Source organism: Salininema proteolyticum (assembly GCF_042685645.1).
Classification (GTDB): domain Bacteria; phylum Actinomycetota; class Actinomycetes; order Mycobacteriales; family Micromonosporaceae; genus Salininema; species Salininema proteolyticum.
On the sequence record NZ_JBHUNX010000001.1, the window covers coordinates 4915963 to 4939704 of the forward strand.

Genomic DNA, 23742 nt, shown 5'->3' on the forward strand with positions numbered 1-23742 from the left:
CCGTTCATTCGGGGAAGCCCTTGTCGCCGTTGCACGGAGGTCCCCACAGCCCCAGTTTCTCCGATTTCGCCGCCGCCTCGGCCACCGCGAGGACGTCGCCCAGGGCCAGTGGATTGTCCTCGCGGTCGGAGTAGCGCGCCATGCCGTCGCCGACGGCCTGGACGGAGTAGTTCACGCCGTCCTCGGTGACCACATAGGCCAGCAGGCGGTCGTACTGGTCGTACTTTCCCTGGGACTCTTCGGTGAAGAGGTGGATCCGCTTGTCCTCCATGAACTCGCCGGCGTAGGTCGCCGCCTCCTCGCCCCAGCACTCGGCGGGCCGGTAGCCCTCGGTCTCCGGGGTGTCGATCCCGAGGATCCTCACCTTGACCGTCTCCCCTTCGAGCACCACTCTGACGGTGTCCCCGTCGATGACGGACTCCACGTCCACCGTCGCGAGGAACTCCCCCGGATAGTCCACATTGGGCGTTGATTCCACGTCACCACATCCTGCGAGCAGTATTCCGAGGGCCAGGGTCGCGGAAGAGAGTTTAACCGCCATACGCGTGAACACACCGAACAGGTTATGCCAAACTCAAGCTGTGGACGAGCAATCCGAGCACACGTCACTGGAATCCCCCGAATCCCGGCCCGACGTCACGATGGGGCCCGCCGACGAGGGCGGCTCCGGCCCAAGCGAACAGGCCGCCGGGCCGCCCCGCCGGCCGGTGCGCGCCTCCGAGCGGCCCCGTATGCTGCTCCTGTCGGCCCTCGCCTCGAGCGTCTGGGCCACCGGCGCGATCTTCGCCCCGCTCCTGCTGCTGACGGTCGCGGTCTGGTTCGCCAGCGGCCGCCCGGGCGGGGGCGCCGACGTCCTCACGCTCGCCCTGGGCGTCTGGGCGGCGGGCCACGGCGGCGGCTTCACCGTGGCCGGCCTCGCCACCACCTGGACGCCTCTGCTCCTCACCGTGCTGATCGCCTGGCGCGTAGGGAAGGCCGCCGCGGCGACCACGCGCAATATCGGGGGCCGCTCCACCGCCGACGTCCGCGCGGGAGCGGGCGCGGTGGCGATCGTCTACTTCGCCCTCTTCGGACTGGCCGCCTGGATCTCCGGCCTCGGACCCTTCCAGGTCGACCTCGGGCCGACCCTCCTCCAGGGCGGCGTCCTCATCGTCCTCTCCGCGGCCGTCGGAGCGAGCACGGCCCTGCCCCACCAGCCCTGGATGAACCTGACGGTCTGGACGCGGAGGGCCTTCCGCGCCGGAATGCTGACCGTCATGACGCTGCTGGCCGTCTCGTCGCTCACCCTGGGCGTCTTCTTCGCCGTGCGCACCGAGCAGACGGCCGACATCGTCGGCCACTACGGGGACCAGGGGTGGATCACCGTCCTCCTCGGGCTGCTGTACCTGCCCAACATGGTGGTCTGGACGCTCGCCTACCTGGTCGGCCCCGGCTACGAGGTCGGCGTCAACACGACCGTCCAGGTGAGCCTTGTCGAGGCCGGTCCGCTGCCGGGCCTGCCCGTCTTCGGCGCCGTCCCGACCGAGGCGCTGCCCCAGTGGGCCTCCGTGCTCATGGCCGCGCCCATGCTGGCGTCCATCGTCTGGGGGATCATGCTGACCTACCGCTCGCCCGACCTCAAGCTCGCGCGCGTGGCGACCGCCGCGGTGACGGCCGGACTGTGGGCCACAGGCGGCTTCGTGCTCCTGACCTGGCTGGCGGCCGGCTCGCTCGGCGACGGGCGCCTGGCGTCCATGGGCGGGGACGTCGGCGAGATGGCGCTGCTCGGAGGTTCGCAGGTCGTGTTGGGAATGTGCGGCGCCGCGCTGCTCGGGCGCCTGTTCGCCGTCCAGAGGCAGGCCGTCCGCGACGAGGTCGTGCGCGCCGACACCATGGTCATCCCGGAGCAGGCCGAAAAGAAGCCGGACGATATAGATTAGGACCGTGACCGACCAGCACTCAGCCCCAGCGGGCCGCGCCAAGCGCGTCGTCGTCCTCGTCTCCGGTTCCGGATCCAACCTCCAGGCGCTCCTCGACGCCTCGGCCGACTCCGCCTACGGGGTCGAGATCGTCGCGGTGGGGGCCGACCGCCCCGGCACGTACGGCGTCGAACGCGCCGAGAAGGCCGGGGTGCCCGGCTTCGTCTGCCGCGTAGGCGATTACGAGACCCGCGAGGAGTGGGACGAGGCGCTCACCGACACGATCGCCTCCTACGAGCCCGACCTGGTCGTCTCCGCCGGGTTCCTCAAGCTGTTCGGGCAGCGCCTGCTGAAGGCCTTCGAGGGGCGCGCCGTGAACACGCACAACTCGCTCCTGCCGGCCTTCCCTGGCATGCACGGGCCGCGCGACGCCTTCAATTCCGGCGTCAAGCTCGCCGGGGCGACGCTGTTCATCTGCGACCCGGGCGTCGACACCGGGCCGATAATCGCCCAGACGGCCGTACCGGTGCTCGACGACGACACCGTCGAGACGCTCACCGAGCGGATCAAGGAGGCCGAACGCGTCCAACTGGTCGAGTGCGTCGGCCGCATGATGCGCGAGGGCTGGACCGTGACCGGGCGGCGCGTCACCTTCGGGTGACCGGATCCCGCCGGGCCGGGATTCCCGACGGGGCAGAAGCTCGGCGTCTCCGGGTGGCCAACGCCACTCTTCAGCCCCGCTTCGGACCGTGTTAGGCTGGGGTCGTCGCAACTGGCGGTGACCACCCGTCGGCCCCGGTGACCAACGGACCGGGCAGCTCGTTGTTGTAGGGGGCCTTACGAGGGTGGTCGTTGAGTGGACGGAACCACTGGGGAGCGGCACTGCTGAACCGATAACTGCGGTCGATCGCCTGGGTCGCAGTCTTTCTCCACTGAGAGAAGCCACCTGAGAATCCGAGCCCCCAGCGGGGCCTCTCGAAAGCAGTGCCATTTTATGAGTAATCCCAAGAGCCGCGAGTCCGCCTCCCGCAAACCGATCAAGCGCGCCCTGATCTCCGTCTTCTACAAGGACGGCATCACCGACCTCGCGCGCGTCCTCCACGAGACCGGTACCGAGATCGTCTCCACCGGATCCACCGCGCGCACCATCGCCGAGGCCGGCGTGCCGGTGACCAAGGTCGAGGACCTGACCGGCTTCCCCGAGATCCTCGACGACCGCGTCAAGACCCTGCACCCCAAGGTCCACGCCGGACTCCTCGCCGACGTCCGCGGCGAGGGCCACCGCGACCAGCTCGCGGACCTCGACATCGAGGCCTTCGACCTCCTGGTGGCCAACCTCTACCCCTTCTCCGAGGCCGTCGCCTCCGGCGCGTCCTTCGACGAGATCGTCGAGAAGATCGACGTCGGCGGCCCCTCCATGGTGCGCGGCGCCTCCAAGAACCACGCCAACGTGGCCGTGGTCGTCGACCCCGCGGACTACACCGTCATCGCCGAGGCCGCGAAGGACGGCGGCACGGACGCCGCCTTCCGCCTCCGGCTGGCGGCCAAGGCCTTCGCTCACCTGGCGACCTACGACTCGGCGGTGGCCGGCTGGCTCGCGGGCAATGTGGAGGACGGTTCGCTGCCCGACTTCGCGGCGCTGCCGATGGCCAAGCAGGGCGACCTGCGCTACGGCGAGAACCCGCACCAGGCCGCCGCGCTCTACACGGTGCCCGGCGCCGCCTCCGGCCTGGCGCAGGCCCAGCAGCTGCACGGCAAGGCCATGTCGTACAACAACTACACCGACACCGACGCCGCCTGGCGCGCGGCGCACGACTTTTCGGACCCGGCCGTCGCGATCATCAAGCACGCCAACCCGTGCGGCATCGCCACCGCCTCCTCCGCCGCCGACGCCTACAAAAAGGCCTTCGACTGCGACCCCGTCAGCGCCTACGGCGGAGTCGTGGCCGTCAACCGGACCGTCGACGCCGCCACCGCCAAGCAGATCGCGGAGGTCTTCACCGAGGTCGTCATCGCGCCCGACTTCGAGCCCGAGGCGCTGGAACAGCTCACGCAGAAGAAGAACGTGAGGCTCCTGAGCGCCGGAGAGTGGAACCCAGCCGAACTCGAGTACCGGCCGATCTCCGGCGGAGTGCTCGCGCAGGAGGCCGACCGGGTCGACGCCGAGGGCGACGACCCGGCGAACTGGACCCTCGCCGCCGGCGAGGCCGCCGACGAGGCGACCCTGCGGGACCTCGCCTTCGCCTGGCGCGCCGTGCGCTCCGTCAAGTCCAACGCCATCCTCCTCGCCCGCGACGAGGCCTCCGTGGGCGTCGGCATGGGACAGGTCAACCGTGTCGACTCGGCCTACCTGGCCGTGCGCCGCGCCGGAGACCGGGTCACCGGATCGGTGGGCGCCTCCGACGCCTTCTTCCCCTTCCCCGACGGGCTGCAGATCCTCATCGACGCCGGAGTCAAGGCCGTCGTCCAGCCCGGCGGGTCCATCCGGGACGAGGCCGTCATCGAGGCGGCGCAGGAGGCCGGGGTGACCATGTACCTGACGGGCACCCGCCACTTCGCCCACTAGCCCCTGTCGGCCGGAAAGCCGAACAGGCGCGCCGATAACGGACGAATTCTTTTCCAGGCGCCCGGCCCCAGCGGCCGGGCGCCTTCCCATTTGCCCGTTTCATAGCCTATTTTCCCGCCATGTGCAGGGTATTCGCCCGATCCGGTGCAATTCATATTACTTTCATGGCGTTAAAAAAGCTCATTTCTCAGAGTTGTGGCAGACTGTCGGTCATGTTCAAAGGATTCAAAGACTTTCTGCTCCGTGGAAACGTAGTCGAACTGGCCGTGGCCGTTGTCATGGGCGCCGCCATGACCGCCCTGGTGTCCTCCTTCGGAGAGGCCTTCCTCAACCCGCTCATCCAGCTGTTCACCGGCGGCGAAGAGGTCGGGGGCGCCTTCATGGTCAACGGCGTCGAGTTCGCCTACGGCGCGTTCATCAACCAGATCATCGTCTTCATCATCACCGCCGCGGCCATCTACTTCGTCATCGTCCTGCCCTTCAACAAGGCCAAGAAGATGCTCGTGGCCGAGAAGGAGGCGGTGCCCGCCATCGATGAGAAGACCGAGGTGCTCAAGGAGATCCGCGACCTGCTCGTCGAGCAGCGCCAGGCCACCGACGGCCACCGCTCGGAGATCTCCCAGCGCACCCACGTCCAACAGTAGGGCACCGACCTGCGGATTGAGACAACTTGCCCACCGCCCCGGCGCCGGCCGATCCGGCTCCGGGGCGTTTCCGTGTCCGGCCGCCGGCGGGTCCGCCGTCGGAGTCAGTTGATTCTCGCTGTCGCTGTCGCTGTCGGGTCGATGGGGTTCACCGGCGGTCGGCCCGAGGACGCCGAAACGCGCGGCGCCGACACGTCCTCCGTCGAGACGGCAGAACGCGCCGGCGCCGCGCGGTGTCCATCGGGGTGTGGTCCTAGATCTTGTTCTCCCACACCATGTCAGCGCCCGTGGTGCCCGACTCGAAGACCATCCAGCCGGCGAGTCCGGCGAGCGCAAGGACGATGATGCCGACGACGATCATGACGAGGCGGCGGCCCTTGGCGGCGGGGTCGTCGGGCGAGGAGGCCTCTTCGCCTTCGCCGGTCTGGCCCGCCTCGGCGGCCGCGGTGCGGCGGCCGCGTTCGAGGGCCCCGAACAGGAACCAGGCGGGGATGAGCCCGATGAGGACCCAGAACATGCGGTTGCCCCACTGGCTGTGCGCCTTGATGGTGTCGCTCCAGCCGTCCGTTCCCGAGGCCGCGGCGTAATAGTCGGCGAGCTGTCCGCCGCTCCACATGGCGAGGTAGACGGCGGCGGGGGCGAGGAACGCCAGGACGGTGACGAGCCACCCGATGCGTTGGCGGATCGGCGGGATGAAGAGGTAGAGGAGCACCAGGAGTGCGAGCGCGGGGACGAGCACGATGGGCACGTGCACGGCGAGTGGGTGAATGGGCAGATCCAGGATGGTCTTCATAGCCCTCAGCATACTGTCCGGCGGCCGAAACCGTTCGAGCCCGTCGCGGTCCATAGGGGAATTAATCGGGGGTGTCTGGGGATGACGTGGGAGAACGCCCGGCCGCCGAAACGAGCGATCCTCGTATGACGCGGGACTTTCGCGGCCCGTCGAAGGGGAACGGAGGAGATGCCCGTCCGGAGGGACGGACGAGGTCATCGAGAACCTGTAGGGCGCTGAGGAGCAGGAGGCGCCCGTCTGGGGGACGGGCGCCTCGCGATCGGCGACGTGTCAGGCCGGGGCGGCCTCCGCACGCGAGGTGGTCAAGTGCCACGCGGCGAAGGCGATCGCCAGTGCGACCAAGCCGACGAGAACCCAGGCGATGCCGCTCAGTCCGAACCCGTACAGCGCGGTCACGAGGATCGGTCCGAGCGTGGCCCCGACATAGTTGCTGAACATGAGCGCGGAGCTGGCGCTCGCCCCGAACTCCGGCGCGATCCTCATCGCGGTCTGAAGGACGGCGGGCGTGCTGATGCCAGTGCAGGCGATGTAGACGGCGACGGCCAGTCCGATGACGAGCGGGTCGGGGTCGGTCAAGCCGATGACCGCCAAGGCGGCGGCGCCGACGGCGAGCGAGCCGACCATCTGCGAGGCCAGGCTGAACCTCTTCAGCGCGAGCACGATGAAGGGCACGGCCACCAGGAACGGCAGTGCCACCGATCGCAGCGTGAGCAGTTCCCCGGGGTCGGTCACGGCCCCGGTGGCCTCTATCCCGGCGAACACGGCGACGCCGGCGGCCATGGCGAAGGCGACCAGGGCGAACAGCGGGATCAGGCGGGCGTGGCGGAACACCTGCGACAGTTCGGCGACACTTTTCCACAGGGAGGCGCCGGGCTGTGGATCGTCGGGGACCATGACCGCCCGGAGGGCCAGTGCCAGGGCGAAGAAGCCGGCCGCCGACACGATCCAGACGGAGAGTGGGCCCCAGTGGTGCACGAGGTACTGGGACGCCATTTGGGAGAGGACGACGGTGGCGAAGAAGCCGGTCGTGACGGTGCTGGTGCCCAGCGGGCGGTGCCGGGGCGGGAAGGCTCGCCCTATGTAGGTCATGACCGACGGCGAGAACGTGCCCACGACCAGCCCTTGGATGATGCGGAGCACCAGGACCGAGGCGTAGGAGGGCGCGAAACCGATCAATAGGGTGACCACCCCGGCGACGACCATGCCGACGGAGGAGAGGGTCCGGAACCCGTAGCGGTTGGCGCCGGGTCCGGACAGGAGCATGCCGACCGCATAGCCGAAGGCGAAGGCGCTGAGGATCCAGGCCATGGCGGCCGGGCCCGCGTCCCATCGCTCTTGAAGGGTGGTGAACAGGGGAATAGGCGTGTACATCTGTCCGGTGGTGAGGAGCGCCCCGATGAAGAAGACGGGCAGTCCCCAGGCGACGCTGCCGTAGCGCGGAGAGTGGACGCGCGTCGGGTCAGAGGTTTTCTCGATGACGGTCATGGGGGTTAAAGCTACTCCGGATTCGATCGGTTGCCAACTAACTAGTTGGTTTTTATTCGTGCTATGCTTCACTCCATGGGGAAGAGCAGGGACACGCGCCGAGCGCTGTTGAGCGCCGCGCGGGCGGAGTTCGCCGCCCACGGCCTGGCCGGTTCACGTGTTGACCGGATCGCGGAGCGCGCGGGGGTCAACAAGGAGCGCATCTACGCGCTCTTCGGCTCGAAGGACCGCCTCTTCGACGAGGTGCTGCGCGAGGTGACCCAGGAGTTCATCGCGGTCGTGAACCCCCACGCGACCGACACCACGGCCTCGGAGTACGTCGACCGGCACTACGTCTTCCACCGCGACCACCCCGACCTCATCCGACTGCTCATGTGGGAGGCGCTCGACCGCGGGGGCGACCTCGCGAAGGTCGACTCCTGGCGCCGCGATTACTACGCCGAGAAGCGCCAGACGGCGGACGAGCGCTTCGGGCTGAGCGATGAGGGGGAGGCGGCCCGCCTGGCCCTGGCCCTGTGCGGCCTGGCCGCGTGGTCGCACGCCATGCCCCAGTTGAGGTTCCTGCTGCTGGGGGAGCACTCCGACGACGAGGCCTATAAGAGGCTGGTCCTCGACTTCATCGACCACGCGATGGGCATGTTCGACGACGAGGGAAGCGGACGGGACGGAACGTCGGCAGGCGCGGAAGTGGAAGCGGAGGTTCCTCCGAAGTCCGCCGTGGACGAGGCATTGGACGAACTGGCGAAGGCGCAGGAGGCGGAGCGGCGGGCCCGCGACCGTCTGGCGGACGCGTTGCGGGCGGAGAACTCTCGCGGGGAGAGCGCCAACAGCCTGGCGAAGCGGGCCAAGGGCCTGGTCTCCAGGCCGGTGGTGCTCAGAATGCTGGCGGGGGAGGACTGACCTCCGCCCCGGCGAACCCCGTCCGACCCGGCCGGAACGCCGAAACTCCCCGCGGCGTCAGCGGCGGGGAGTCGTCCTGAAGGCGGTGCGGATCGGGGAGGGCCGGTCGGTATCGTCCTCCGGCGAGCGTGCGGCCCGGCGCCGGTCGGTCAGCGGTTGACGAACTGGTCGGCGTACTGCATGACGGCCTCGGCCACCAGCTGGACGGCGATGCCCGCCAGCAGCATTCCCGAAATGCGCGTGAGGACTTCGATGCCGCCCTTGCGGAGCACCTTGACCAGGATGCCGGAGAAGCGCATGACCAGGAAGATGATGAGGTGCAGGGCGACGATCGCAATGCCGATGCCCAGGTAGTCCATCGCACCGGAGGCCTGGTTGACGTACAGGATCACCGCGACGATGGCGCCGGGGCCCGCGAGCAGGGGGGTGCCCAGCGGGACGAGCGCGATGTTCGAGGTGTTGGTCTTCTCGGGGTCGTCGGCCTGGCCGGTGAGCAGCTGGAGCGCCACCAGCAGCAGGAGCAGTCCGCCCGCGCCCTGGAGCGCCGCCAGTTCGATCCCGAGGTAGTTCATGATCTGCTGCCCCACGAGGGCGAACAGCGCGATCATGCCGAGCGACAGCGCCGTCGCCTGAAGCGCGGCGCGGTTGCGCTGTTTCTTGTCCATGGCGCTGGTGAGCGCCAAGTAGATCGGCACGATCCCGGGCGGATCGATGATGACGAATAGGGTAACAAATATAGGTAGAAATGCTTCCGGTCCCACCACGGAAGTATCCCATCGGGCGGGAGCGGCGGAGGCGCCTTCGCGGGCGAACTGTGTCAGCCGTATCCCGGAACCGGGGCGATTGTGCCCGGTGGAGGGGTGAAGGCCGTCTCCCCGCCGCCGCCTGTGAGCAAGATGGCCCATTCCCCGCCCGGCTGCCGGCGGATCGTCCACCGTCCGGCCGGGTCGGCCCACTCGGCGGAGCCCGAGCCGCCTTCCCCGGAGGAGAGGACCACCGGTCGCTCCTCCGCGGCGTCGGTGAGCCTGCGGTACTCGCGCCAGTCGCCGGGGTCGTCGTTCTCGGGAGAGAGGCAGAACTCGTCCCCGATACCGAGCCCCGGTCCGGGCAGGTCGACACGGCAGGTGACGTCGTCGTCCTCGGAGTTGTCAACGAAGACCTCGCGGAATCCGGCGCCGCTCAGGGCTTCGAGGCTCCAGTGGAGCGGGCTGTCGAAGGCGCCGTCATCGTCCGGGGCGGTGAAGAGGAACGTTCCCTCCAGGACCACCGTGTCGCGGTCCCAGGTGACGAGGTCCAGTTCTCCCGGGAGGTCGAGGTATCCGTTTTCTCCGCGCGCCTCGCCGAAGACGTAGAGGTGGCGGCCTATGTCGGGGCTGGCCTGCTGCACGGCCCATTCCGAGCCCTCGGCGGAGACGCGGACGGAGTCGAGGTCTCCCTCGAAGGTCCGGTTCTCCCCGGTGGCGGAGTCGACCGCGTGGACCGCGGAGTCCGAGGCGAAGAGGAAGTCCCCTCCGACGCGCAGGCCCGAGGTGATCGCCTCGTCGGTGGCCAGGGAGGCCTCCCCGTCGTCCGGGTCGACTATGCGGTAGTCGTCGCCGTCGGCGGTCAGGAACCCGATCTCGTCGGGCACCGGGTCGTCCGCCGCTGGTTCAGCGCCGTCGCCGCCGAGTCCGAGGCGGACGGCGGCGGCGGTGCCGAGGGCGACGACGAGGATCGCGGCCGCCGAGGAGACCAGGCGTCGGCGCGTGCGGATCTTTCTGCCGCGGGTGATGATCGCGTCGGCGGAGACCTCGGGGGCCGGTCGGGCCGCCACGTCGCGGGCTTCGTTCCGCAGGTCCTGTTCGAGGGAATCCATTAGCTCGCCTCCCCGGCTATGGTCGACCGGCGCCGACCGAAGTCCGTTTCGATGGTGGCTCCCATGCGTTTGCGGAGGCTCGCGAGCGCGCGGGACGCCTGGCTCTTGACCGTTCCCAGGCTGACTCCGAGGAACGCGGCGATGTCCTTGTCGGTCTTGTTCTCGTAGTAGCGCAGGACGATGACGGCCCTCTGCCTCTTGGGAAGCGTCGCGACCTGCTTCCACATGTACTCGCGGCGGGCCAGTTCCTCGGTGAAGTCGTCGGCCGCGCCGCGGTCGGGGAACCGGTCGACGGGCTGTTCCCGGTTGGACCGCTTCCTCCACCAGGAGACGTTGGTGTTGTAGAGGACCCGCCTGGCATAGGCGTCTATGGACTCCCTGTCGCGGATGCGGCTCCAGGACAGGTAGGTCTTGGTCAGGGCGGTCTGCACGAGGTCCTCCGCGGTGGACCAGTCGCCGCTGAGGAGGTAGGCGATGCGGTGCAGGCCGGCGGACCGGGCCTCCACGTAATCGCGGAACTCGTCGTCGGCCGACGTGGGAGCTTTCTTCACTTGCTGCCTTTGCCGTTCGCGGAGGGGGCGCGGGGATCGCGCCTGTGCGGGACGGGAGGAGGGCGATGCGAGTCCTCCTCTGAAAGAGGATAGCCGGACGCGGGAGGGAGGGGCGAGAGGGGAGAGGCAGTGGGGAAGCGGGAAGGAAAGGGGAGGGGGAAGTGCGTGAAGGCGGGGCGGGCGGGTCCCGGCGCGGGCGGAGGGGGCGGGCCGCGGGCGCGCGATAATTCGCCGCGGTGAGGCGGTGAGGCGGTGAGGCGGTGAGGCGGTGAGGCGGTGAGGCGGTGAGGCGGTGAGGCGGTGAGGCGGTGAGGCGGTGAGGCGGTGAGGCGGTGAGGCGGTGAGGCGGTGAGGCGGTGAGGCGGTGAGGCGGTGAGGCGTGCGGGCGGCAGAAGTCCGTCAGGCGTCGTCGGCTTTGCGCGGGGAGCCCTCGGCGGACTCGGCCATCAGGTCGACCTCTTCCTCTTCCTCGCGCTCGTCGACGGCCTCGGGCTCGTACATCTCCTCGACCATCTGGAGGTAAAGCTCGTTGGGGTTGGGGAGGTGGGCGACTTCGCGGAGGGCCTGGTCCTGACCGGCCGACTCCACGATGAACGTGCCGTAGTTCAACATGCGCCCCATGGGGGTCTGGGCGTACTTCATGTCGGTGACGCGGGCGAGGGGCATCATGGCGACCTCGCGGGTGATGACGCCCTGGACGAGCATGATGCGCTTATTGGTGAGGATGAAGCGGTCCATGTACCAGTCGATGAGCTTCCAGCCCACGGCGCACAGCACCCCGATCCACACGCCGACGGTGATGAGCAGGGCCAGCCCCTGGTTGGGGTCCTCCCACTTGAGGAACAGCCCGGCGATGAAGCCGAGCGTGAGGGTCGTGAAGGTCCCGATGATGTACCAGGGCAGCAGGTGGACCCAGTGGCGGCGCCATTCGCCGCGGTACTTCTCCGTGGGGAAGAGGTAGCGGGCCGACACCTGCGAGGGAACGTCCTTGCGCACCGGTCCGCGCATGCCGGCGAAGATCCCCTCGGCGGAGTCGGTCCTTTCGAAACGGAGATCCTCGAGGTCGTAGTCGTCGAGGCCGTCGCGCTGGGGAGGCGCGGCCTGGCGGGGGTTCTGACCACCCGAGTCCGAGGTGTGGGAGGAGGGTTGCGGCCCGGATTCCGGTGAGCCCGAGCCGCCAGGACCTGTGCGGGTCATTGGATTAGGTCACCAAGCCCGTGAAGAATGAGGCGAATCCGTTGGCCACGTCGAGGAGGCCGCCGGCGAGCGACTGGATGATGTTGCCGGCGTCATCGGGGCGCATCGCCACGAAGAACACCAGGAACGCCAGGCCGCCCCAGGTGAGTATCTTTTTGATCATCTGTCGTTCCTCCTGTTTCGAGTCCGCCCCGCCGCTCCGAGCGACGGCGCGGGCCCCTGAGTGCATTGCGAAACGGTCTGAGCCGGAGGGTGTTCGGCCAGACCGAATGCGTCATTCATCCAGCCTATAACCTTTCGGCTCAAAACTCCAGCCCCAGTTTACGGTCGGCCAGAGTCCTTTTCGTGTTGTTCTATGAATACACTGATCTGTCATCATGCTAGGGCGATTCCGCAAACTCCGCCGGAGGCGAGGTCATCGCCGCCGAGCATCGTCCATTGCGGACTTCCTTCCGAGTGCCCCGAAGTGTGCTCGACCGGTGGCAGCCGGTAAGCGCACAATGGAGGCACATAGTCCCGGAAGGGGTGGAGTCCGGCCTTCCCGCAGGTGTGCGAGATGCTGTCGTCCGCCCAACCGGCACCCTACAGGACCTGGTGCGCCCATGGCTCTATGTAGACATGGCAAGAGCAGGGACGGCAGGCTAGCGTCCGCTATCCGACAGTGAAGTGAGTGACCGCTCACCTACATGGAGGACGGGTCGGCATGTGGGGGAGCGCAACCGCCCACCGGTGTAAGGAATGCGACGGTTCGAGATATCTAGTCGATCAGGTGTTGAAAACGTGTCGGCGGATCCATGAGTGCATGGCAATGCCGCTCGCCACCCCGGCATTGATGGACCGGGTGGAGCCGAACTGGCTGATGGAGCAGACCATCGAGCACACCTCGCGTACTTCGGCGGACAGGCCGGGGCCCTCCTGGCCGAACACCAGCACGGCTCGGCGGGGGATGTCGGCCGTCTCGATCGGGACCGACCCGGGCAGGTTGTCGATGCCGACGACCTCCAGGCCCTCGCCCTTCGCCCAGGCGACGAAGTCCTCGACCGTCCCATGGTGCGAGACGTGCTGGTAGCGGTCGGTGACCATGGCGCCGCGCCGGTTCCAGCGGCGTTTGCCGACGATGTGGACCCCCTCGGCGAGGAAGGCGTTGGCATTGCGCACGACCGTCCCGATGTTGAAGTCGTGCTGCCAGTTCTCGATGGCCACGTGGAAGTCGTGGCGGCGCTCGTCGAGGTCGGCGACGACGGCCTCCCGGCTCCAGTAGCGGTAGCGGTCGACGACGTTGCGGCGGTCGCCCTCGCGCAGCAGGTCGGGGTCGTAATGGTCGCCTTCGGGCCACGGGCCCTCCCAGGGGCCCACGCCGACGTCGAGGCGGTCGGAGCTGTCGGAATCAGAGGTCACCGCTCTATTGAAGCACCGAGCGGACGGGGCGCCAAGCGCCGTGACCGGGGCAACCGGAGAACGGGCGGCGGCAGGGCGCCGCTCCGGCGGGCACGGGGAGCCGCGCCGGAGCGAACCGGTTCATTATAGGGAGCCCCCGCAAGGCGAGGAGCGGGCCGATCGGGCGAACGGCCCGCGCAACGGGTGGACGGTCACCCGGTTTTCCGCACGCCGGGAGTCTCGCACGCAGGGATGCCGGTGCGCCGAGAGTGCTGCGCGCCGAGCGATCGGTATACAGAAGGGCCGACGGACGGAGCGGGCCTGTGCGCCGACTGGCCGGCAAACTGAGAGGCCCCTCTGCGCACAGTGAGGCCGGGGCGCCGTGAGACGGGGACGGAGGCGGCCCTCGGCACGGACGCACACGAACGGGGAGGCCGGCGAATGCCGGCTTCCCCGCGGTGGTGTTCTCGGAAGGCGCCGCCCGTCAGGGCGCGCCGGTCACTTCACGACCGAGCGGAAGCGGCGCAGGCGCTGCGCGTTGGTCACGACCGAGACGCTGGAGAAGGCCATGGCGATCCCGGCGATCATCGGGTTGAGCAGGCCGAAGGCCGCCAGCGGCAGGGCCGCGGTGTTGTAGCCGAAGGCCCAGGCCAGGTTCTGCTTGATGTTGCGCAGGGTCCGGCGCGACAGGTCGATCGCGTCGACGGCCACCAGCAGGTCGCCGCGCACCAGCGTCATGTCGCTCGCGGCGATGGCCACGTCGGTGCCGGTGCCCATCGCGATGCCCAGGTCGGACTGGGCGAGCGCGGCGGCGTCGTTGACCCCGTCGCCGACCATGGCGACGGTCTTGCCCTCGCCCTGCAGCTTCTCGATGACGGCCAGCTTGTCCTCGGGGCGGACCTCGGCGATGACCTCGTCGATGCCGACCTCGGCGGCCACGGCGTCGGCCACGCGGGTCGAGTCGCCGGTGAGCAGCACCGGAGTGAGCCCCTGCGCCTTGAAGTGCTCGATGGCCCGGGCGCTGGTCTCCTTGACGGTGTCGGCGACGGCCACGATGCCGGCGTACTGCCCGTCCACCCGGACCTCGACCACCGTGGCGGCCTCCATGCCCTCGGCGCGGGAGGCGTCGGTCAGGCGGCCGACCTCGACGGTCTTGCCCTCGACCGTGCCGACGACGCCCTCGCCGGGGCGGTTGGAGAAGTCGGCGACCTCGGGGAGGTCTCCGGCCCCGTTCTCGGCGGACACGGTCTGGGCGGCCTTGGCAATGGCCACGGCGATCGGGTGCTCGCTGGCGTGCTCGACCGCGCCGGCCAGGCGCAGGACCTCGTCGTCGGTGTAGTCGGAGACGCTCATCTTGCCGGTGGTGACGGTGCCCGTCTTGTCCAGGACGATGGTGTCGATCTTCTTGGTCTGCTCCAGTACCTCGGGGCCGGAGATGAGGATGCCGTCCTTGGCGGCGCGGGCCGTGCCCACCATGAGGGCCATGGGGGTGGCCAGTCCGAGGGCGCAGGGGCAGGCGATGACGAGGACCGCGACGGCGGCGCTGATGGCGAGGCCGGGCTGTCCCGTCGCCGACCAGGCGATGAGGGTGGCGACGGCGATGAGGATGACGATCGGGACGAAGACCCCCGAGACCTGGTCGGCCAGGCGCTGGACCTTGGCCTTGGAGGACTGGGCGTCCTCGACCATCTTGGCCATCTGGGCGAGCTGGGTGTCGGAGCCGACTCGGGTGGCCCTGACGACCAGGCGGCCGGAGGCGTTGACGGTCGCGCCGGTGACCGAGGAGCCCTCGGTGACCTCCACCGGGACGGACTCGCCGGTCAGCATGGACTCGTCCACGGCGCTCGCTCCGGAGACGACCTCGCCGTCGGTGGCGATCTTCTCTCCGGGGCGGACGACGAACTGGTCGCCCTCGGCCAGCTGTCCGACCGGGATGCGGACCTCTTTGCCGCCGCGGAGGACGGCCACGTCCTTGGCGCCCAGTTCCATGAGGGCGCGCAGGGCCGCCCCGGCCTGCTTCTTGGAGCGGTTCTCCAGGTACTTGCCGAGCAGGATGAAGGCGGTGACGCCGGCGGCGGCCTCGAGGTAGATGTTGCTCAGCGGGTCGCCGCTGCCGGCGGTGAGCGAAAAGGGGTGCGACAGGCCCGGCTCGCCGGCGGTGCCGAAGAACAGGGCGTACAGCGACCAGAGGAAGGCGGCGAGCGTGCCCATGGAGATCAGGGTGTCCATGGTGGCGGAGCCGTGGCGCAGGTTGGCCAGCGCGGCCTTGTGGAAGGGGTAGCCGCCCCAGGCGATGATCGGCGCGGCCAGGGTCAGCGACAGCCACTGCCAGTTGGTGAACTGGAGCGCGGGGATCATGGCCATGGCGATGACGGGAACGGCGAGGGCCAGGGAGATGAAGGTGCGCTGGCGCAGGGTCCTCAGCTCGGGCGACTCGCCCTCCTCCTCTTCGGCGGCGGGCTCCTCGGCGGGCTCGGGGTTCTTGTAGGTGGCGCCGTACCCGACCTTCTCGACCACGCTGATCAGGTCGGACGGGGTGAGGTCCGCCGACGCGTCGATCTCGGCGCGCTCGGTGGCGAAGTTGACGCTGGCCTCGACGCCGTCGAGCTTGTTCAGCTTCTTCTCGATGCGGTTGGCGCAGGAGGCGCAGGTCATCCCTTGGATGTCCAGACTGATGAAGTTGCTCATGGGAAAACCATACCCCTGGGGGGTATCTTTCGTCAAGATACCCCTGGGGGGTATTTAAGAAATTTTCTCCCGGGAACGCGGAAGAGGGCCCCGCCGGGTGGCGGGGCCCTCTTCGAAGGGGTCGCGGGGCGAACGGCCGTGTTCCGGTCGGCGGGACCGCCTCGGAGCGGACGGCCGAGCCTCTAGGCGGCGGCCTCCCTCTTGAAGACGTCGCTGAACTTGAGCCGCGAGCCCACGTGGAGGACCGTGCGGCGGTAGATCGTCGCCCCCAGAGCGATCGCACCGACCGCGGCGAGGGCGAGGCCGGCGACGGCCACCGCGACCTCCCACATCGGCACGGACGTCATGGCGGTGCGAGCCGGCATCGCGATCGCGGAGAACGGCGGGATCATGGACATCGCCTGGCTCAGGCCGCTGTCGGGGTCGGTGAGGACCGAGATGTTCGTGCCCATGTAGGCGGCGATGATGAGCAGCGTGATCGGCGTGAGCACCGCGCCCGCCTCCTCCTGGCGGGAGACCATCGCCCCCACACCGCCGGCGAGCGAGCCGAACAGGGCGAAGCCGAGCACCCACCAGCCGAGCGTGGAGAAGAGGACCCCCGCGGTGCCGTCGGGCATGTCGGGCAGCGCCCCGGAGAACGCCGCCGCCGTCAGGCCGGTGATCACCACCGCGACCATGGTGACCACGGAGACGACTCCCAGCCCCAGGATCTTCCCGATCAGCAGCTGCCAGGGGCGCAGGGTCGTCAGCAGGATCTCGACGATGCGGCTCGACTTCTCCTCGATGACGCCCATGGCGATGTACTGCACCGGCATCATGATCATGAACATCATGAACAGGGAGACGAAGAGCCCGAAGAAGTAGGAGACGCCGGACCAGCCGCCGGAGGTGGAGACGTCGACCTCGTTGAGGGGCGGCACGCTCATGGCCTCGGCCACCTGCGCGGGGTCGAGGCCCTGGGCCTCCAGCTGGGCGGCGGAGGCGACACTCTGGTGGACGGAGGTCAGCACCAGCTGCAGGGTCTGGCCGACGCCGTTGTTGACGATCAGGTCGGTGTCGGTCACCGCGGCCTCGACGTCCTCGTCCTTGACCGCCTGTTCGGCCTCGTCGACGCTGCCGTACTGCTCGACCTCGATCTCGGGGTCGTCGCTCTGCTCCAGCGCGGCGGCCATGGCCTGGGAGTTCTCCCCGGCCACGCCCACGGTGTAGGAGTCGTCGCCGCTGAAGAGGTTGGGGAGGAGCGCCAGCAGCGCGACGGCGGCGACGGTGACGACGAGGGCGATGATGTTGGACTTGGACAGCCCGCGCACGCGGACCTCGCGGGCGGCCACCAGCCCGATGCCGCGGAAGGAGCTGTTCTTCTTCGGTTCGGTCATGGCTCTACCTGCCTGTCTCGTCGTGCTCGCCGGCCGGCCGGGCGGGTTCCGGCGCCACCGGTTTGATCGCCTCTCGGAAGATGTCGGCGATCGACGGCTGGTCGTAGGCGAAGTGGGTGAGGTGGCCCGACTGTTGGACCAGGGAGAGGACGGCGCGGTCGTCGGCGCCCTTCAGCAGGTAGTCCTTGCCGTCGTTGCTGACCTCGCGGGCGACGCCCTGCAACTCGCCGGTCAGGTCGGGCGCGTCTTCGACGCGGACGCGCAGCGGCGCCTCCTCCCGGGCCTTGAGGTCGGGGACGGTGCCGTCGGCGATGACCCTGCCGCCGCTGATGATGGTCACCGAGTCGCACAGCCGCTCGACGAGGTCGAGCTGGTGGCTGGAGAAGAGGACCGTCACGCCGCGCGCGGCACGGTCGAGGAGGGCCTTGCTCATGACGTCGACGGCGATGGGGTCGAGCCCGGAGAAGGGCTCGTCGAGGATCAGGACCTCGGGGTCGGCGACGAGGCAGACGGCGAGCTGGACGCGCTGCTGGTTGCCGAGCGACAGGTCCTGGACGGAGTCCTTCGCGCGGTGCGAGAGGTCGAGCTGCTCGAGGAGCTCGGCGGTGGCGGCCTTGGCGTCGGACCGGCCCATGCCGGCCAGCTCGCCGAAGAAGGCGACCTGGTCGGCGATCTTCATCTTGGGGTAGAGGCCGCGCTCTTCGGGCATGTACCCGACGCGCCGGCGGTCGTCCGGGGTGATCGGCCGACGGTGGAAGGAGATCGAGCCGCCGTCGGAGGCGAGCACGCCCATGACGATGCGCATGGTGGTGGTCTTGCCGGCCCCGTTGGCTCCGATGAACCCTCGGACCTGTCCCGCCTTGAGGTCGAGGGACACGTCGTCGAGGGCGCGGAGGTCGCCGAAGCTCTTGGAGAGCCCCTCGGCGAGCAGGACCGTCTCATTGGTGGAGACTCTGGTGGTGGACATGCCTAAATATTAGGTGTCCTACCGGTGGGCCGCCTCCTTCTCGGACATGATCTTCCGTCCTCCTCCCGCGGCAGGAGGAGACGAGGGGCGTTCAGCTCCTGGAGTTGAACTTGTAACCCAGTCCCCGGACGGTCACGAGGTGCTGGGGCTTGGAGGGAACGGTCTCCAGTTTGGAGCGGAGCCGTTTGATGTGGACGTCGAGCGTCTTGGTGTCGCCCACGTAGTCGGCGCCCCAGACCCGGTCGATGAGCTGGCCCCGCGTGAGGACGCGGCCGGCGTTGCGCAGCAGCAGCTCCAGCAGTTCGAACTCCTTGAGCGGCAGCTGGACCTCGTCGTTGTTCACCGTCACGACGTGGCGCTCCACGTCCATGCGGACGGGGCCGGCCTCCAGAGTGGAGGTCTGCACCTCCGCCTGGCGGTCGGCGCTGCGCCGCAGCACGGCGCGGATGCGCGCCACCAGCTCGCGCGGCGAGTAGGGCTTGGTCACGTAGTCGTCGGCGCCCAGCTCCAGGCCCACGATCTTGTCGATCTCCGTGTCGCGGGCGGTCACCATGATGATGGGGACCTCGGAGACGGCGCGCAGTTCGCGGCAGACCTCGGTGCCGGCCTTCTCGGGGAGCATGAGGTCGAGCAGCACGATGTCAGCGCCGGTGGACTCGAACTCGCGCAGGGCGGTCGCGCCGTCGGCGGCGACGGTGACCTCGAACCCCTCTTTCTTGAGCATGTAGGACAAGGCGTCTGAGAAGGACTCCTCGTCCTCCACCACTAGTACTCGGGCCACGGGACTAACCTTCCTGATCTTTCGGGGGGAACCCGGGTGTGACTCTATATTCTCTTCGGGGCGGGTTCAGGCACATTCCATCGACATGGTCTGACGCCCGTTCAACTCAGCCGGAACGCTCAGGCAACATCAGGGTGAACACTGAGCCCTCTTCGGGCGCGGACCGGACGTCGACGCGCCCGCCGTGGTTGACGGCGATGTGCTTGACGATGGCCAGGCCCAGGCCCGTCCCGCCGGTCGTGCGCGAGCGGGCGCGGTCGGCGCGGTAGAAGCGTTCGAAGATGCGGTCGAGGTCCTTGGGGGCGATGCCGATCCCCTTGTCGGAGACCGTGACGCACACGGTCCTGGCCTCGGTGACGGAGTCGGGCGTCGGGCAGGAGCCCACCTCGACGGTGACGGCCGTGCTCTCGGGGGAGTAGGCCACGGCGTTGGACACCAAGTTCTTGACGGCGGTGATCAGCTGGCTCTCCGAGCCGAGCACCTCGAGCCCCTTCTCGCCCTTCACCTCGAAGGCGATGTCCTTGAGCTCGGCGGCGGTGCGGTTCTGGTCGAGCGCCTCGGCGATGACGGCGTCGACGCGCACGGGCCGGGCCTCGGGAGTGCGCTCGGCGCCCTGGATCCTGGAGAGCTCCAGGAGGTCGTGGACGAGGGCGGCCATGCGGCTGGCCTCGGATTGGACGCGGGAGGCGAAGCGTTCGGCGGCGTCGGGGTCGGAGACGGCGTCCCGCAGGGCCTCGGCGAGCACCTGCAGAGCCCCGACGGGGGTCTTGAGCTCGTGGCTGACGTTGGCCACGAAGTCGCGTCGGACCCGCTCCAGGCGTTGGAACTCGGAGATGTCGCGCAGTTCGATGACGTAGAGGTCCTCGTTGAGCGGCGAGATCCGCACGGCGAGCGCGGTGGGCTCGCCCAGGGAGGGGGCCTCGACCTCGATCTCGCTGTCGCGCACCCGGCCCGAACGGCGGGCCTGCGAGAGCAGCGGGCGCAGGGAGAGCGAGGTGAGCTGGCGGTCGTCGACGACTCCGAGCCGCCGGGCGGCGGCGTTGGAGTACTTGACCCGGTGGGCGGCGTCCACGAGGCACAGGCCCGTCTGCAGAGTGTCCAGGGCGTTCTCCCAGGGCAGGGGGCTGTCCGGTGGGAACTTCGGGTTCGCGTTCACGCTCCAACCATATACCGTGACGCGCAGTTGTTCGAGAACATGAGTAAAGGGCCTGACCTGCGCGGTCAGGCCCCGTTCAAGGATGGTTCACGGAGAATTTACTTCTTGCCCTGCGCGGCGACGGCCGCGGCGGCTTCGGCGGCGGCCTCGGGGTCGAGGTACTCCCCGCCCTTGACCAGCGGCTGCAGGGTATTCTCGTCCAGCTCGTACTTGAGCGGCATCCCCGTGGGGATGTTCAGGCTCACAATCTCCTCGTCGCTGATGCCGTCCAGGTGCTTGACCAGGGCGCGCAGCGAGTTGCCGTGGGCGGCGACGAGGACCGTGCGCCCGGCGTTCAGGTCCGGGACGATGCCGTCGTACCAGTAGGGGAGCATGCGCTCGAGGACGTCCTTGAGGCATTCGGTGCGCGGCATGAGTTCCGGCGGGAGGTCGGCGTAGCGCGGGTCGGCGTCCTGGCCGAACTCGCTGCCCGGCTCGATCTCCGGCGGCGGGGTGTCGTAGGAGCGGCGCCAGGTCATGAACTGCTCTTCGCCGTACTGCTCCAGGGTCTCGGCCTTGTTCTTGCCCTGGAGGGCGCCGTAGTGGCGCTCGTTGAGGCGCCAGTGGCGCTTGACGGGGATCCACGAGCGGCCGGCCTCGGCGAGGGCCAGCTCGGCGGTGTTGATGGCGCGGCGCTGCAGCGAGGTGTGGAGGACGTCGGGCAGCAGGCCGGCCTCGGTGAGGAGGCTGCCGCCGCGGCGGGCCTCGTCCTCGCCCTTGGCGGTGAGCTTGACGTCCACCCAGCCGGTGAAGAGGTTCTTGGCGTTCCACTCGGACTCGCCGTGACGCAGGAGAATCAAGGTTGCACTCATGACTCCATCCTGCCGCGCGCCCGGTGGTGACGAGCCCGTATGGACGAAGATCGTGATTCTGTTCTCAGTGATCCCCGCGGGGTTTCAGATGCTGGAACGCCTCCAGGTTGCGGGTGGACTCGCCGTGGGCGAGGCGCCACTCCCACTCCTGCCGTATGGAGGAGGCGAAGCCGAGTTCGAGGATGACGTTGAACGTCTCGTCGGCGGCCTCCAGGACAGTCCCCAGGAGGCGGTCCAGGTCCTCGGCGTTGACCGACGACAGCGGCAGGCGTCCGACCAGGTGGACATCGCCCGACTCGTCGACCGCGAAGGCCACGCCGAAGAGCCTCCCGTTGCGGCGCAGCAGCTCTGCGGCCACGCCCTCGAAGTTCTCCTCGGGCCTCCTGGCCACGAACGACTCCACGCGCAGGGCGTGGTCCTCGACGACCAGGGAGCAGGCGATGTTGAGCTTCTTGGTGCCCGGCAGGGTCACCACGGCCCCGGGGACCTCCTTCTGCCCCGCGTAGCTCCGCAGCGGGCGCCAGTCGACGCCCATCTCCTCGAGCGCGGCGGTCAGCCTCTCCAGCATCAGGACTCCCGCTTGCGGGAGAAGTACTCCCAGGCGTCGGCGACGATGGTCTCCAGGTCGTTCCTGCCCGGGGTCCAGCCCAGCTGCTCGACGGCCTTCTCGCTGGAGGCGATGAGCTGGGCAGGGTCGCCCGGGCGGCGCTCGCCCATGACGACAGAGAACTCCCGGCCGGTGACCTTCTGGACGGCCTCGGCGATCTGCCGGTTGCTGTACCCGGTGCCCGAGCCGAGGTTGAACACCTCGTGGCGGCCGGGCCTGGCGTGGTCGAGGGCGAGCATGTGGGCGTCGGCGAGGTCGGCGACGTGGACGTAGTCGCGGACGCAGGTGCCGTCCTCGGTCGGGTAGTCGCCGCCGAAGATGGTGAACTTCTCGCGCAGCCCCGAGGCCACCTCGAGGGCGATGGGGATGATGTGGGTCTCGGGGACGTGGTTCTCGCCATGCCAGACCCCCGCGCGGTCCCGGTAGGCCCCGGCGACGTTGAAGTACCGCAGGGACACCGCCGCCAGGTCTCGGGCGTAGGCGTAGGACTTGAGCACCATGTCGACCGCCAGCTTCGTCGCCCCGTAGGTGGAGGCCGGGTCGGTCTTCGCGTCCTCGGTGATCGGGACGGGGACGCCGTTGGCGTAGACACCCGCGGAGGAGGAGAACACGATCGTCTTCACGCCGTGCTCCACCATGGCGTCCAGGAGGCCCAGCGTGCTGACGAGGTTGGACTGCCAGTACTTCTCCGGGCTGCCCATGGACTCGCCGGCCTCGATGTAGCCCGCGCAGTGGACGACCCCGTCGAAGGACGGGTCGAGCACGCCGCCGGCCTCGCCCACCTCGGCGCGCACGAACTCGGCGCCCTCCGGGAGCCACTCGGCCTCCGAGTGGGTCAGGTCGTCGACGACGACCACGCTGTGCCCCTCCTCGATCAACCTGGTCGAGACAGTCGAACCTACAAAGCCGGCGCCACCGGTCACCATGATCTTCACGTTCCCGATGTTACAGGCGCGCCCCTATCGGCTGGCCCATGGCGCGAGGTGGTGTCAAACTGGAGGCATGTCTGAACACGAAGCACCGAAAGCCGAGGCCGCGCCTCGCATCCTCTCCGGAATCCAGCCCACGTCGGACTCCTTCCACCTGGGCAACTACCTGGGAGCGCTTCGTCAATGGGTCGACCTGCAGGACAAGGGCGACGCCTTCTACATGGTCGTCGACCTGCACGCCATCACCGTCCTGCACGCCCCCAAGGTCCTGCGCAAACGCACGCTCGTCTCCGCCGCCCAGCTCATCGCGCTCGGCATCGACCCCTCCCGCTCCGCGCTCTTCGCGCAGTCGCAGGTCGCCGAGCACCCGATGCTGTCGTGGATCCTCGAATGCCAGACCGGCTTCGGCGAGGCCGGCCGCATGACCCAGTTCAAGGACAAGTCGGCCAAGTCCGACCGCGTCTCGGTGGGCCTCTACACCTACCCGATCCTGCAGGCCGCCGACATCCTCCTCTACCAGGCCGACTACGTGCCGGTGGGCAAGGACCAGAAGCAGCACCTGGAGCTCTCCCGCGACCTGGCCGAACGCTTCAACCAGAGCTTCGGCCCGACCTTCACCGTGCCCGAGCCGCACATCCTGAAGTCCACCGAGACGATCAAGGACCTGGCCGAGCCGGATAAGAAGATGTCGAAGTCCTCCGAGAGCCCGAAGGGCTGCCTCTACCTCCTCGACGACGTCAACGTCATGCGCAAGAAGATCAAGAGCGCCGTGACCGACTCCGAGGCCCGGGTCGCCTACGACCCGGAGAACAAGCCGGGCGTCTCCAACCTGCTCAACATCCACTCCAGCCTCTCCGGAGTTTCGGTCGAGAAGCTGGAGGCCGAGTTCGAGGGCAAGGGCTACGGGGACTTCAAGGCCGCCGTCGCCGACGTCGTGGCCGACAACCTCGGCCCCATCGCTCAGCGGACCAAGGAGATCCTGGACGACAAGGCGGAGCTGGAGCGGATCCTCGACGACGGCGCCGAGCGCGCCGCCTCCGCCGCGCGGAAGACCCTGTTCAAGGCCTATAAGAAGGTCGGCTTCCGTCCGCCGCGAATGTGACGCCCCTTCCGCCTTGAAC

The 23742-nt window shown here is 68.9% G+C and carries 23 protein-coding genes; 6 read left to right on the forward strand and 17 right to left on the reverse strand.

All coding sequences use genetic code 11. The features are described 5' to 3' along the window. Positions 1–4 precede the first annotated feature (4 nt). Positions 5–478, reverse strand: coding sequence for a thermonuclease family protein (locus ACFTE1_RS23015; protein WP_380618999.1), 474 nt, complete (start codon positions 476–478; stop codon positions 5–7). 103 nt (positions 479–581) lie between these two features. Between ACFTE1_RS23015 and ACFTE1_RS23020 the strand changes: the two genes are divergently transcribed. From ACFTE1_RS23020 to mscL, 4 genes are all read left to right on the forward strand, one after another. Beyond that, entirely contained in the window at positions 582–1919 is a 1338-nt protein-coding gene (locus tag ACFTE1_RS23020) for a cell division protein PerM (RefSeq protein WP_380618997.1), read from the forward strand. A gap of 4 nt (positions 1920–1923) precedes the next feature. Continuing rightward, positions 1924–2559 carry a phosphoribosylglycinamide formyltransferase gene (gene purN, locus ACFTE1_RS23025; protein ID WP_380618995.1) on the forward strand — a complete coding sequence of 212 codons (636 nt, stop codon included), beginning with the start codon at positions 1924–1926 and terminating at the stop codon, positions 2557–2559. 333 nt (positions 2560–2892) lie between these two features. After that, entirely contained in the window at positions 2893–4464 is a 1572-nt protein-coding gene (gene purH, locus ACFTE1_RS23030) for a bifunctional phosphoribosylaminoimidazolecarboxamide formyltransferase/IMP cyclohydrolase (RefSeq protein ID WP_380618993.1), read from the forward strand. 212 nt (positions 4465–4676) lie between these two features. Then, positions 4677–5108, forward strand: a complete 432-nt coding sequence (gene mscL, locus ACFTE1_RS23035) for a large conductance mechanosensitive channel protein MscL (RefSeq protein WP_380618991.1) — start codon at positions 4677–4679, stop codon at positions 5106–5108. Positions 5109–5361: 253 nt separating this feature from the next. On the opposite strand, the gene ACFTE1_RS23040 is transcribed toward mscL, so the two are convergent. After that, entirely contained in the window at positions 5362–5901 is a 540-nt protein-coding gene (locus ACFTE1_RS23040; protein ID WP_380618989.1) for a hypothetical protein, read from the reverse strand. Between the two features lie 270 nt (positions 5902–6171). Beyond that, positions 6172–7386 (reverse strand): MFS transporter, encoded by a 1215-nt coding sequence (locus ACFTE1_RS23045; protein WP_380618987.1) that lies wholly within the window; start codon positions 7384–7386, stop codon positions 6172–6174. Between the two features lie 75 nt (positions 7387–7461). On the opposite strand from ACFTE1_RS23045, the gene ACFTE1_RS23050 reads away from it, so the two are divergent. Next, positions 7462–8286, forward strand: coding sequence for a TetR/AcrR family transcriptional regulator (locus ACFTE1_RS23050; RefSeq protein ID WP_380618985.1), 825 nt, complete (start codon positions 7462–7464; stop codon positions 8284–8286). Positions 8287–8435: 149 nt separating this feature from the next. Here ACFTE1_RS23050 and ACFTE1_RS23055 read toward each other — a convergent pair whose 3' ends face one another. From ACFTE1_RS23055 to galE, 14 genes are all read right to left on the reverse strand, one after another. Then, on the reverse strand, positions 8436–9047 hold the full coding sequence (locus ACFTE1_RS23055; RefSeq protein WP_380618983.1) for a MarC family protein: 612 nt from the start codon (positions 9045–9047) through the stop codon (positions 8436–8438). Positions 9048–9103: 56 nt separating this feature from the next. Continuing rightward, complete coding sequence (locus ACFTE1_RS23060; protein WP_380618981.1) at positions 9104–10141, reverse strand: hypothetical protein; 1038 nt, start codon at positions 10139–10141, stop codon at positions 9104–9106. Then, positions 10141–10692 carry a SigE family RNA polymerase sigma factor gene (locus ACFTE1_RS23065; protein WP_380618979.1) on the reverse strand — a complete coding sequence of 184 codons (552 nt, stop codon included), beginning with the start codon at positions 10690–10692 and terminating at the stop codon, positions 10141–10143. Before ACFTE1_RS23065 ends, ACFTE1_RS23060 begins: the two co-directional genes overlap by 1 nt. A 399-nt stretch (positions 10693–11091) precedes the next feature. Next, positions 11092–11889, reverse strand: coding sequence for a PH domain-containing protein (locus ACFTE1_RS23070; protein WP_380618977.1), 798 nt, complete (start codon positions 11887–11889; stop codon positions 11092–11094). 4 nt (positions 11890–11893) lie between these two features. Then, complete coding sequence (locus ACFTE1_RS23075) at positions 11894–12052, reverse strand: hypothetical protein (protein ID WP_380618975.1); 159 nt, start codon at positions 12050–12052, stop codon at positions 11894–11896. A 602-nt stretch (positions 12053–12654) separates the two neighbouring features. Continuing rightward, positions 12655–13287: a TrmH family RNA methyltransferase gene (locus ACFTE1_RS23080; protein WP_380618973.1), complete on the reverse strand. Its 633-nt coding sequence runs from the start codon at positions 13285–13287 to the stop codon at positions 12655–12657. A 477-nt stretch (positions 13288–13764) separates the two neighbouring features. Further along, complete coding sequence (locus ACFTE1_RS23085) at positions 13765–15954, reverse strand: heavy metal translocating P-type ATPase (protein WP_380618971.1); 2190 nt, start codon at positions 15952–15954, stop codon at positions 13765–13767. A gap of 182 nt (positions 15955–16136) precedes the next feature. Next, complete coding sequence (locus ACFTE1_RS23090) at positions 16137–17330, reverse strand: ABC transporter permease (protein ID WP_380618969.1); 1194 nt, start codon at positions 17328–17330, stop codon at positions 16137–16139. Between the two features lie 4 nt (positions 17331–17334). Then, entirely contained in the window at positions 17335–18297 is a 963-nt protein-coding gene (locus ACFTE1_RS23095; protein ID WP_380618967.1) for an ABC transporter ATP-binding protein, read from the reverse strand. Positions 18298–18388: 91 nt separating this feature from the next. Continuing rightward, positions 18389–19078, reverse strand: coding sequence for a winged helix-turn-helix domain-containing protein (locus tag ACFTE1_RS23100; RefSeq protein WP_380618965.1), 690 nt, complete (start codon positions 19076–19078; stop codon positions 18389–18391). A 106-nt stretch (positions 19079–19184) separates the two neighbouring features. Beyond that, a complete protein-coding gene (locus ACFTE1_RS23105; protein ID WP_380618963.1) occupies positions 19185–20234 on the reverse strand; it encodes a sensor histidine kinase in 1050 nt (349 codons plus the stop codon). 98 nt (positions 20235–20332) lie between these two features. Next, positions 20333–21085, reverse strand: a complete 753-nt coding sequence (locus ACFTE1_RS23110; protein ID WP_380618961.1) for a phosphoglyceromutase — start codon at positions 21083–21085, stop codon at positions 20333–20335. A 64-nt stretch (positions 21086–21149) separates the two neighbouring features. Further along, positions 21150–21653, reverse strand: coding sequence for a type III secretion system chaperone family protein (locus tag ACFTE1_RS23115; protein ID WP_380618959.1), 504 nt, complete (start codon positions 21651–21653; stop codon positions 21150–21152). Beyond that, positions 21653–22618, reverse strand: coding sequence for a UDP-glucose 4-epimerase GalE (gene galE / locus ACFTE1_RS23120; RefSeq protein WP_380619316.1), 966 nt, complete (start codon positions 22616–22618; stop codon positions 21653–21655). Before galE ends, ACFTE1_RS23115 begins: the two co-directional genes overlap by 1 nt. A gap of 76 nt (positions 22619–22694) precedes the next feature. Here galE and trpS point away from each other — a divergent pair, with 76 nt between their 5' ends. Further along, positions 22695–23723 carry a tryptophan--tRNA ligase gene (gene trpS, locus ACFTE1_RS23125; RefSeq protein ID WP_380618957.1) on the forward strand — a complete coding sequence of 343 codons (1029 nt, stop codon included), beginning with the start codon at positions 22695–22697 and terminating at the stop codon, positions 23721–23723. Positions 23724–23742: the final 19 nt, after the last annotated feature.

Excerpts from the sequence above, each read along its gene's own strand:
- trpS (WP_380618957.1), top strand. The coding sequence starts at position 22,695 with ATGTCTGAACACGAAGCACCGAAAGCCGAGGCCGCGCCTCGCATCCTC.
- ACFTE1_RS23040 (WP_380618989.1), bottom strand. The coding sequence starts at position 5,901 with ATGAAGACCATCCTGGATCTGCCCATTCACCCACTCGCCGTGCACGTG.
- ACFTE1_RS23070 (WP_380618977.1), bottom strand. The coding sequence starts at position 11,889 with ATGACCCGCACAGGTCCTGGCGGCTCGGGCTCACCGGAATCCGGGCCG.
- galE (WP_380619316.1), bottom strand. The coding sequence starts at position 22,618 with ATGGTGACCGGTGGCGCCGGCTTTGTAGGTTCGACTGTCTCGACCAGG.
- ACFTE1_RS23050 (WP_380618985.1), top strand. The coding sequence starts at position 7,462 with ATGGGGAAGAGCAGGGACACGCGCCGAGCGCTGTTGAGCGCCGCGCGG.
- ACFTE1_RS23110 (WP_380618961.1), bottom strand. The coding sequence starts at position 21,085 with ATGAGTGCAACCTTGATTCTCCTGCGTCACGGCGAGTCCGAGTGGAAC.
- mscL (WP_380618991.1), top strand. The coding sequence starts at position 4,677 with ATGTTCAAAGGATTCAAAGACTTTCTGCTCCGTGGAAACGTAGTCGAA.
- ACFTE1_RS23115 (WP_380618959.1), bottom strand. The coding sequence starts at position 21,653 with ATGCTGGAGAGGCTGACCGCCGCGCTCGAGGAGATGGGCGTCGACTGG.
- ACFTE1_RS23075 (WP_380618975.1), bottom strand. The coding sequence starts at position 12,052 with ATGATCAAAAAGATACTCACCTGGGGCGGCCTGGCGTTCCTGGTGTTC.
- ACFTE1_RS23095 (WP_380618967.1), bottom strand. The coding sequence starts at position 18,297 with ATGTCCACCACCAGAGTCTCCACCAATGAGACGGTCCTGCTCGCCGAG.
- ACFTE1_RS23045 (WP_380618987.1), bottom strand. The coding sequence starts at position 7,386 with ATGACCGTCATCGAGAAAACCTCTGACCCGACGCGCGTCCACTCTCCG.
- ACFTE1_RS23085 (WP_380618971.1), bottom strand. The coding sequence starts at position 15,954 with ATGAGCAACTTCATCAGTCTGGACATCCAAGGGATGACCTGCGCCTCC.
- ACFTE1_RS23090 (WP_380618969.1), bottom strand. The coding sequence starts at position 17,330 with ATGACCGAACCGAAGAAGAACAGCTCCTTCCGCGGCATCGGGCTGGTG.
- ACFTE1_RS23060 (WP_380618981.1), bottom strand. The coding sequence starts at position 10,141 with ATGGATTCCCTCGAACAGGACCTGCGGAACGAAGCCCGCGACGTGGCG.
- purH (WP_380618993.1), top strand. The coding sequence starts at position 2,893 with ATGAGTAATCCCAAGAGCCGCGAGTCCGCCTCCCGCAAACCGATCAAG.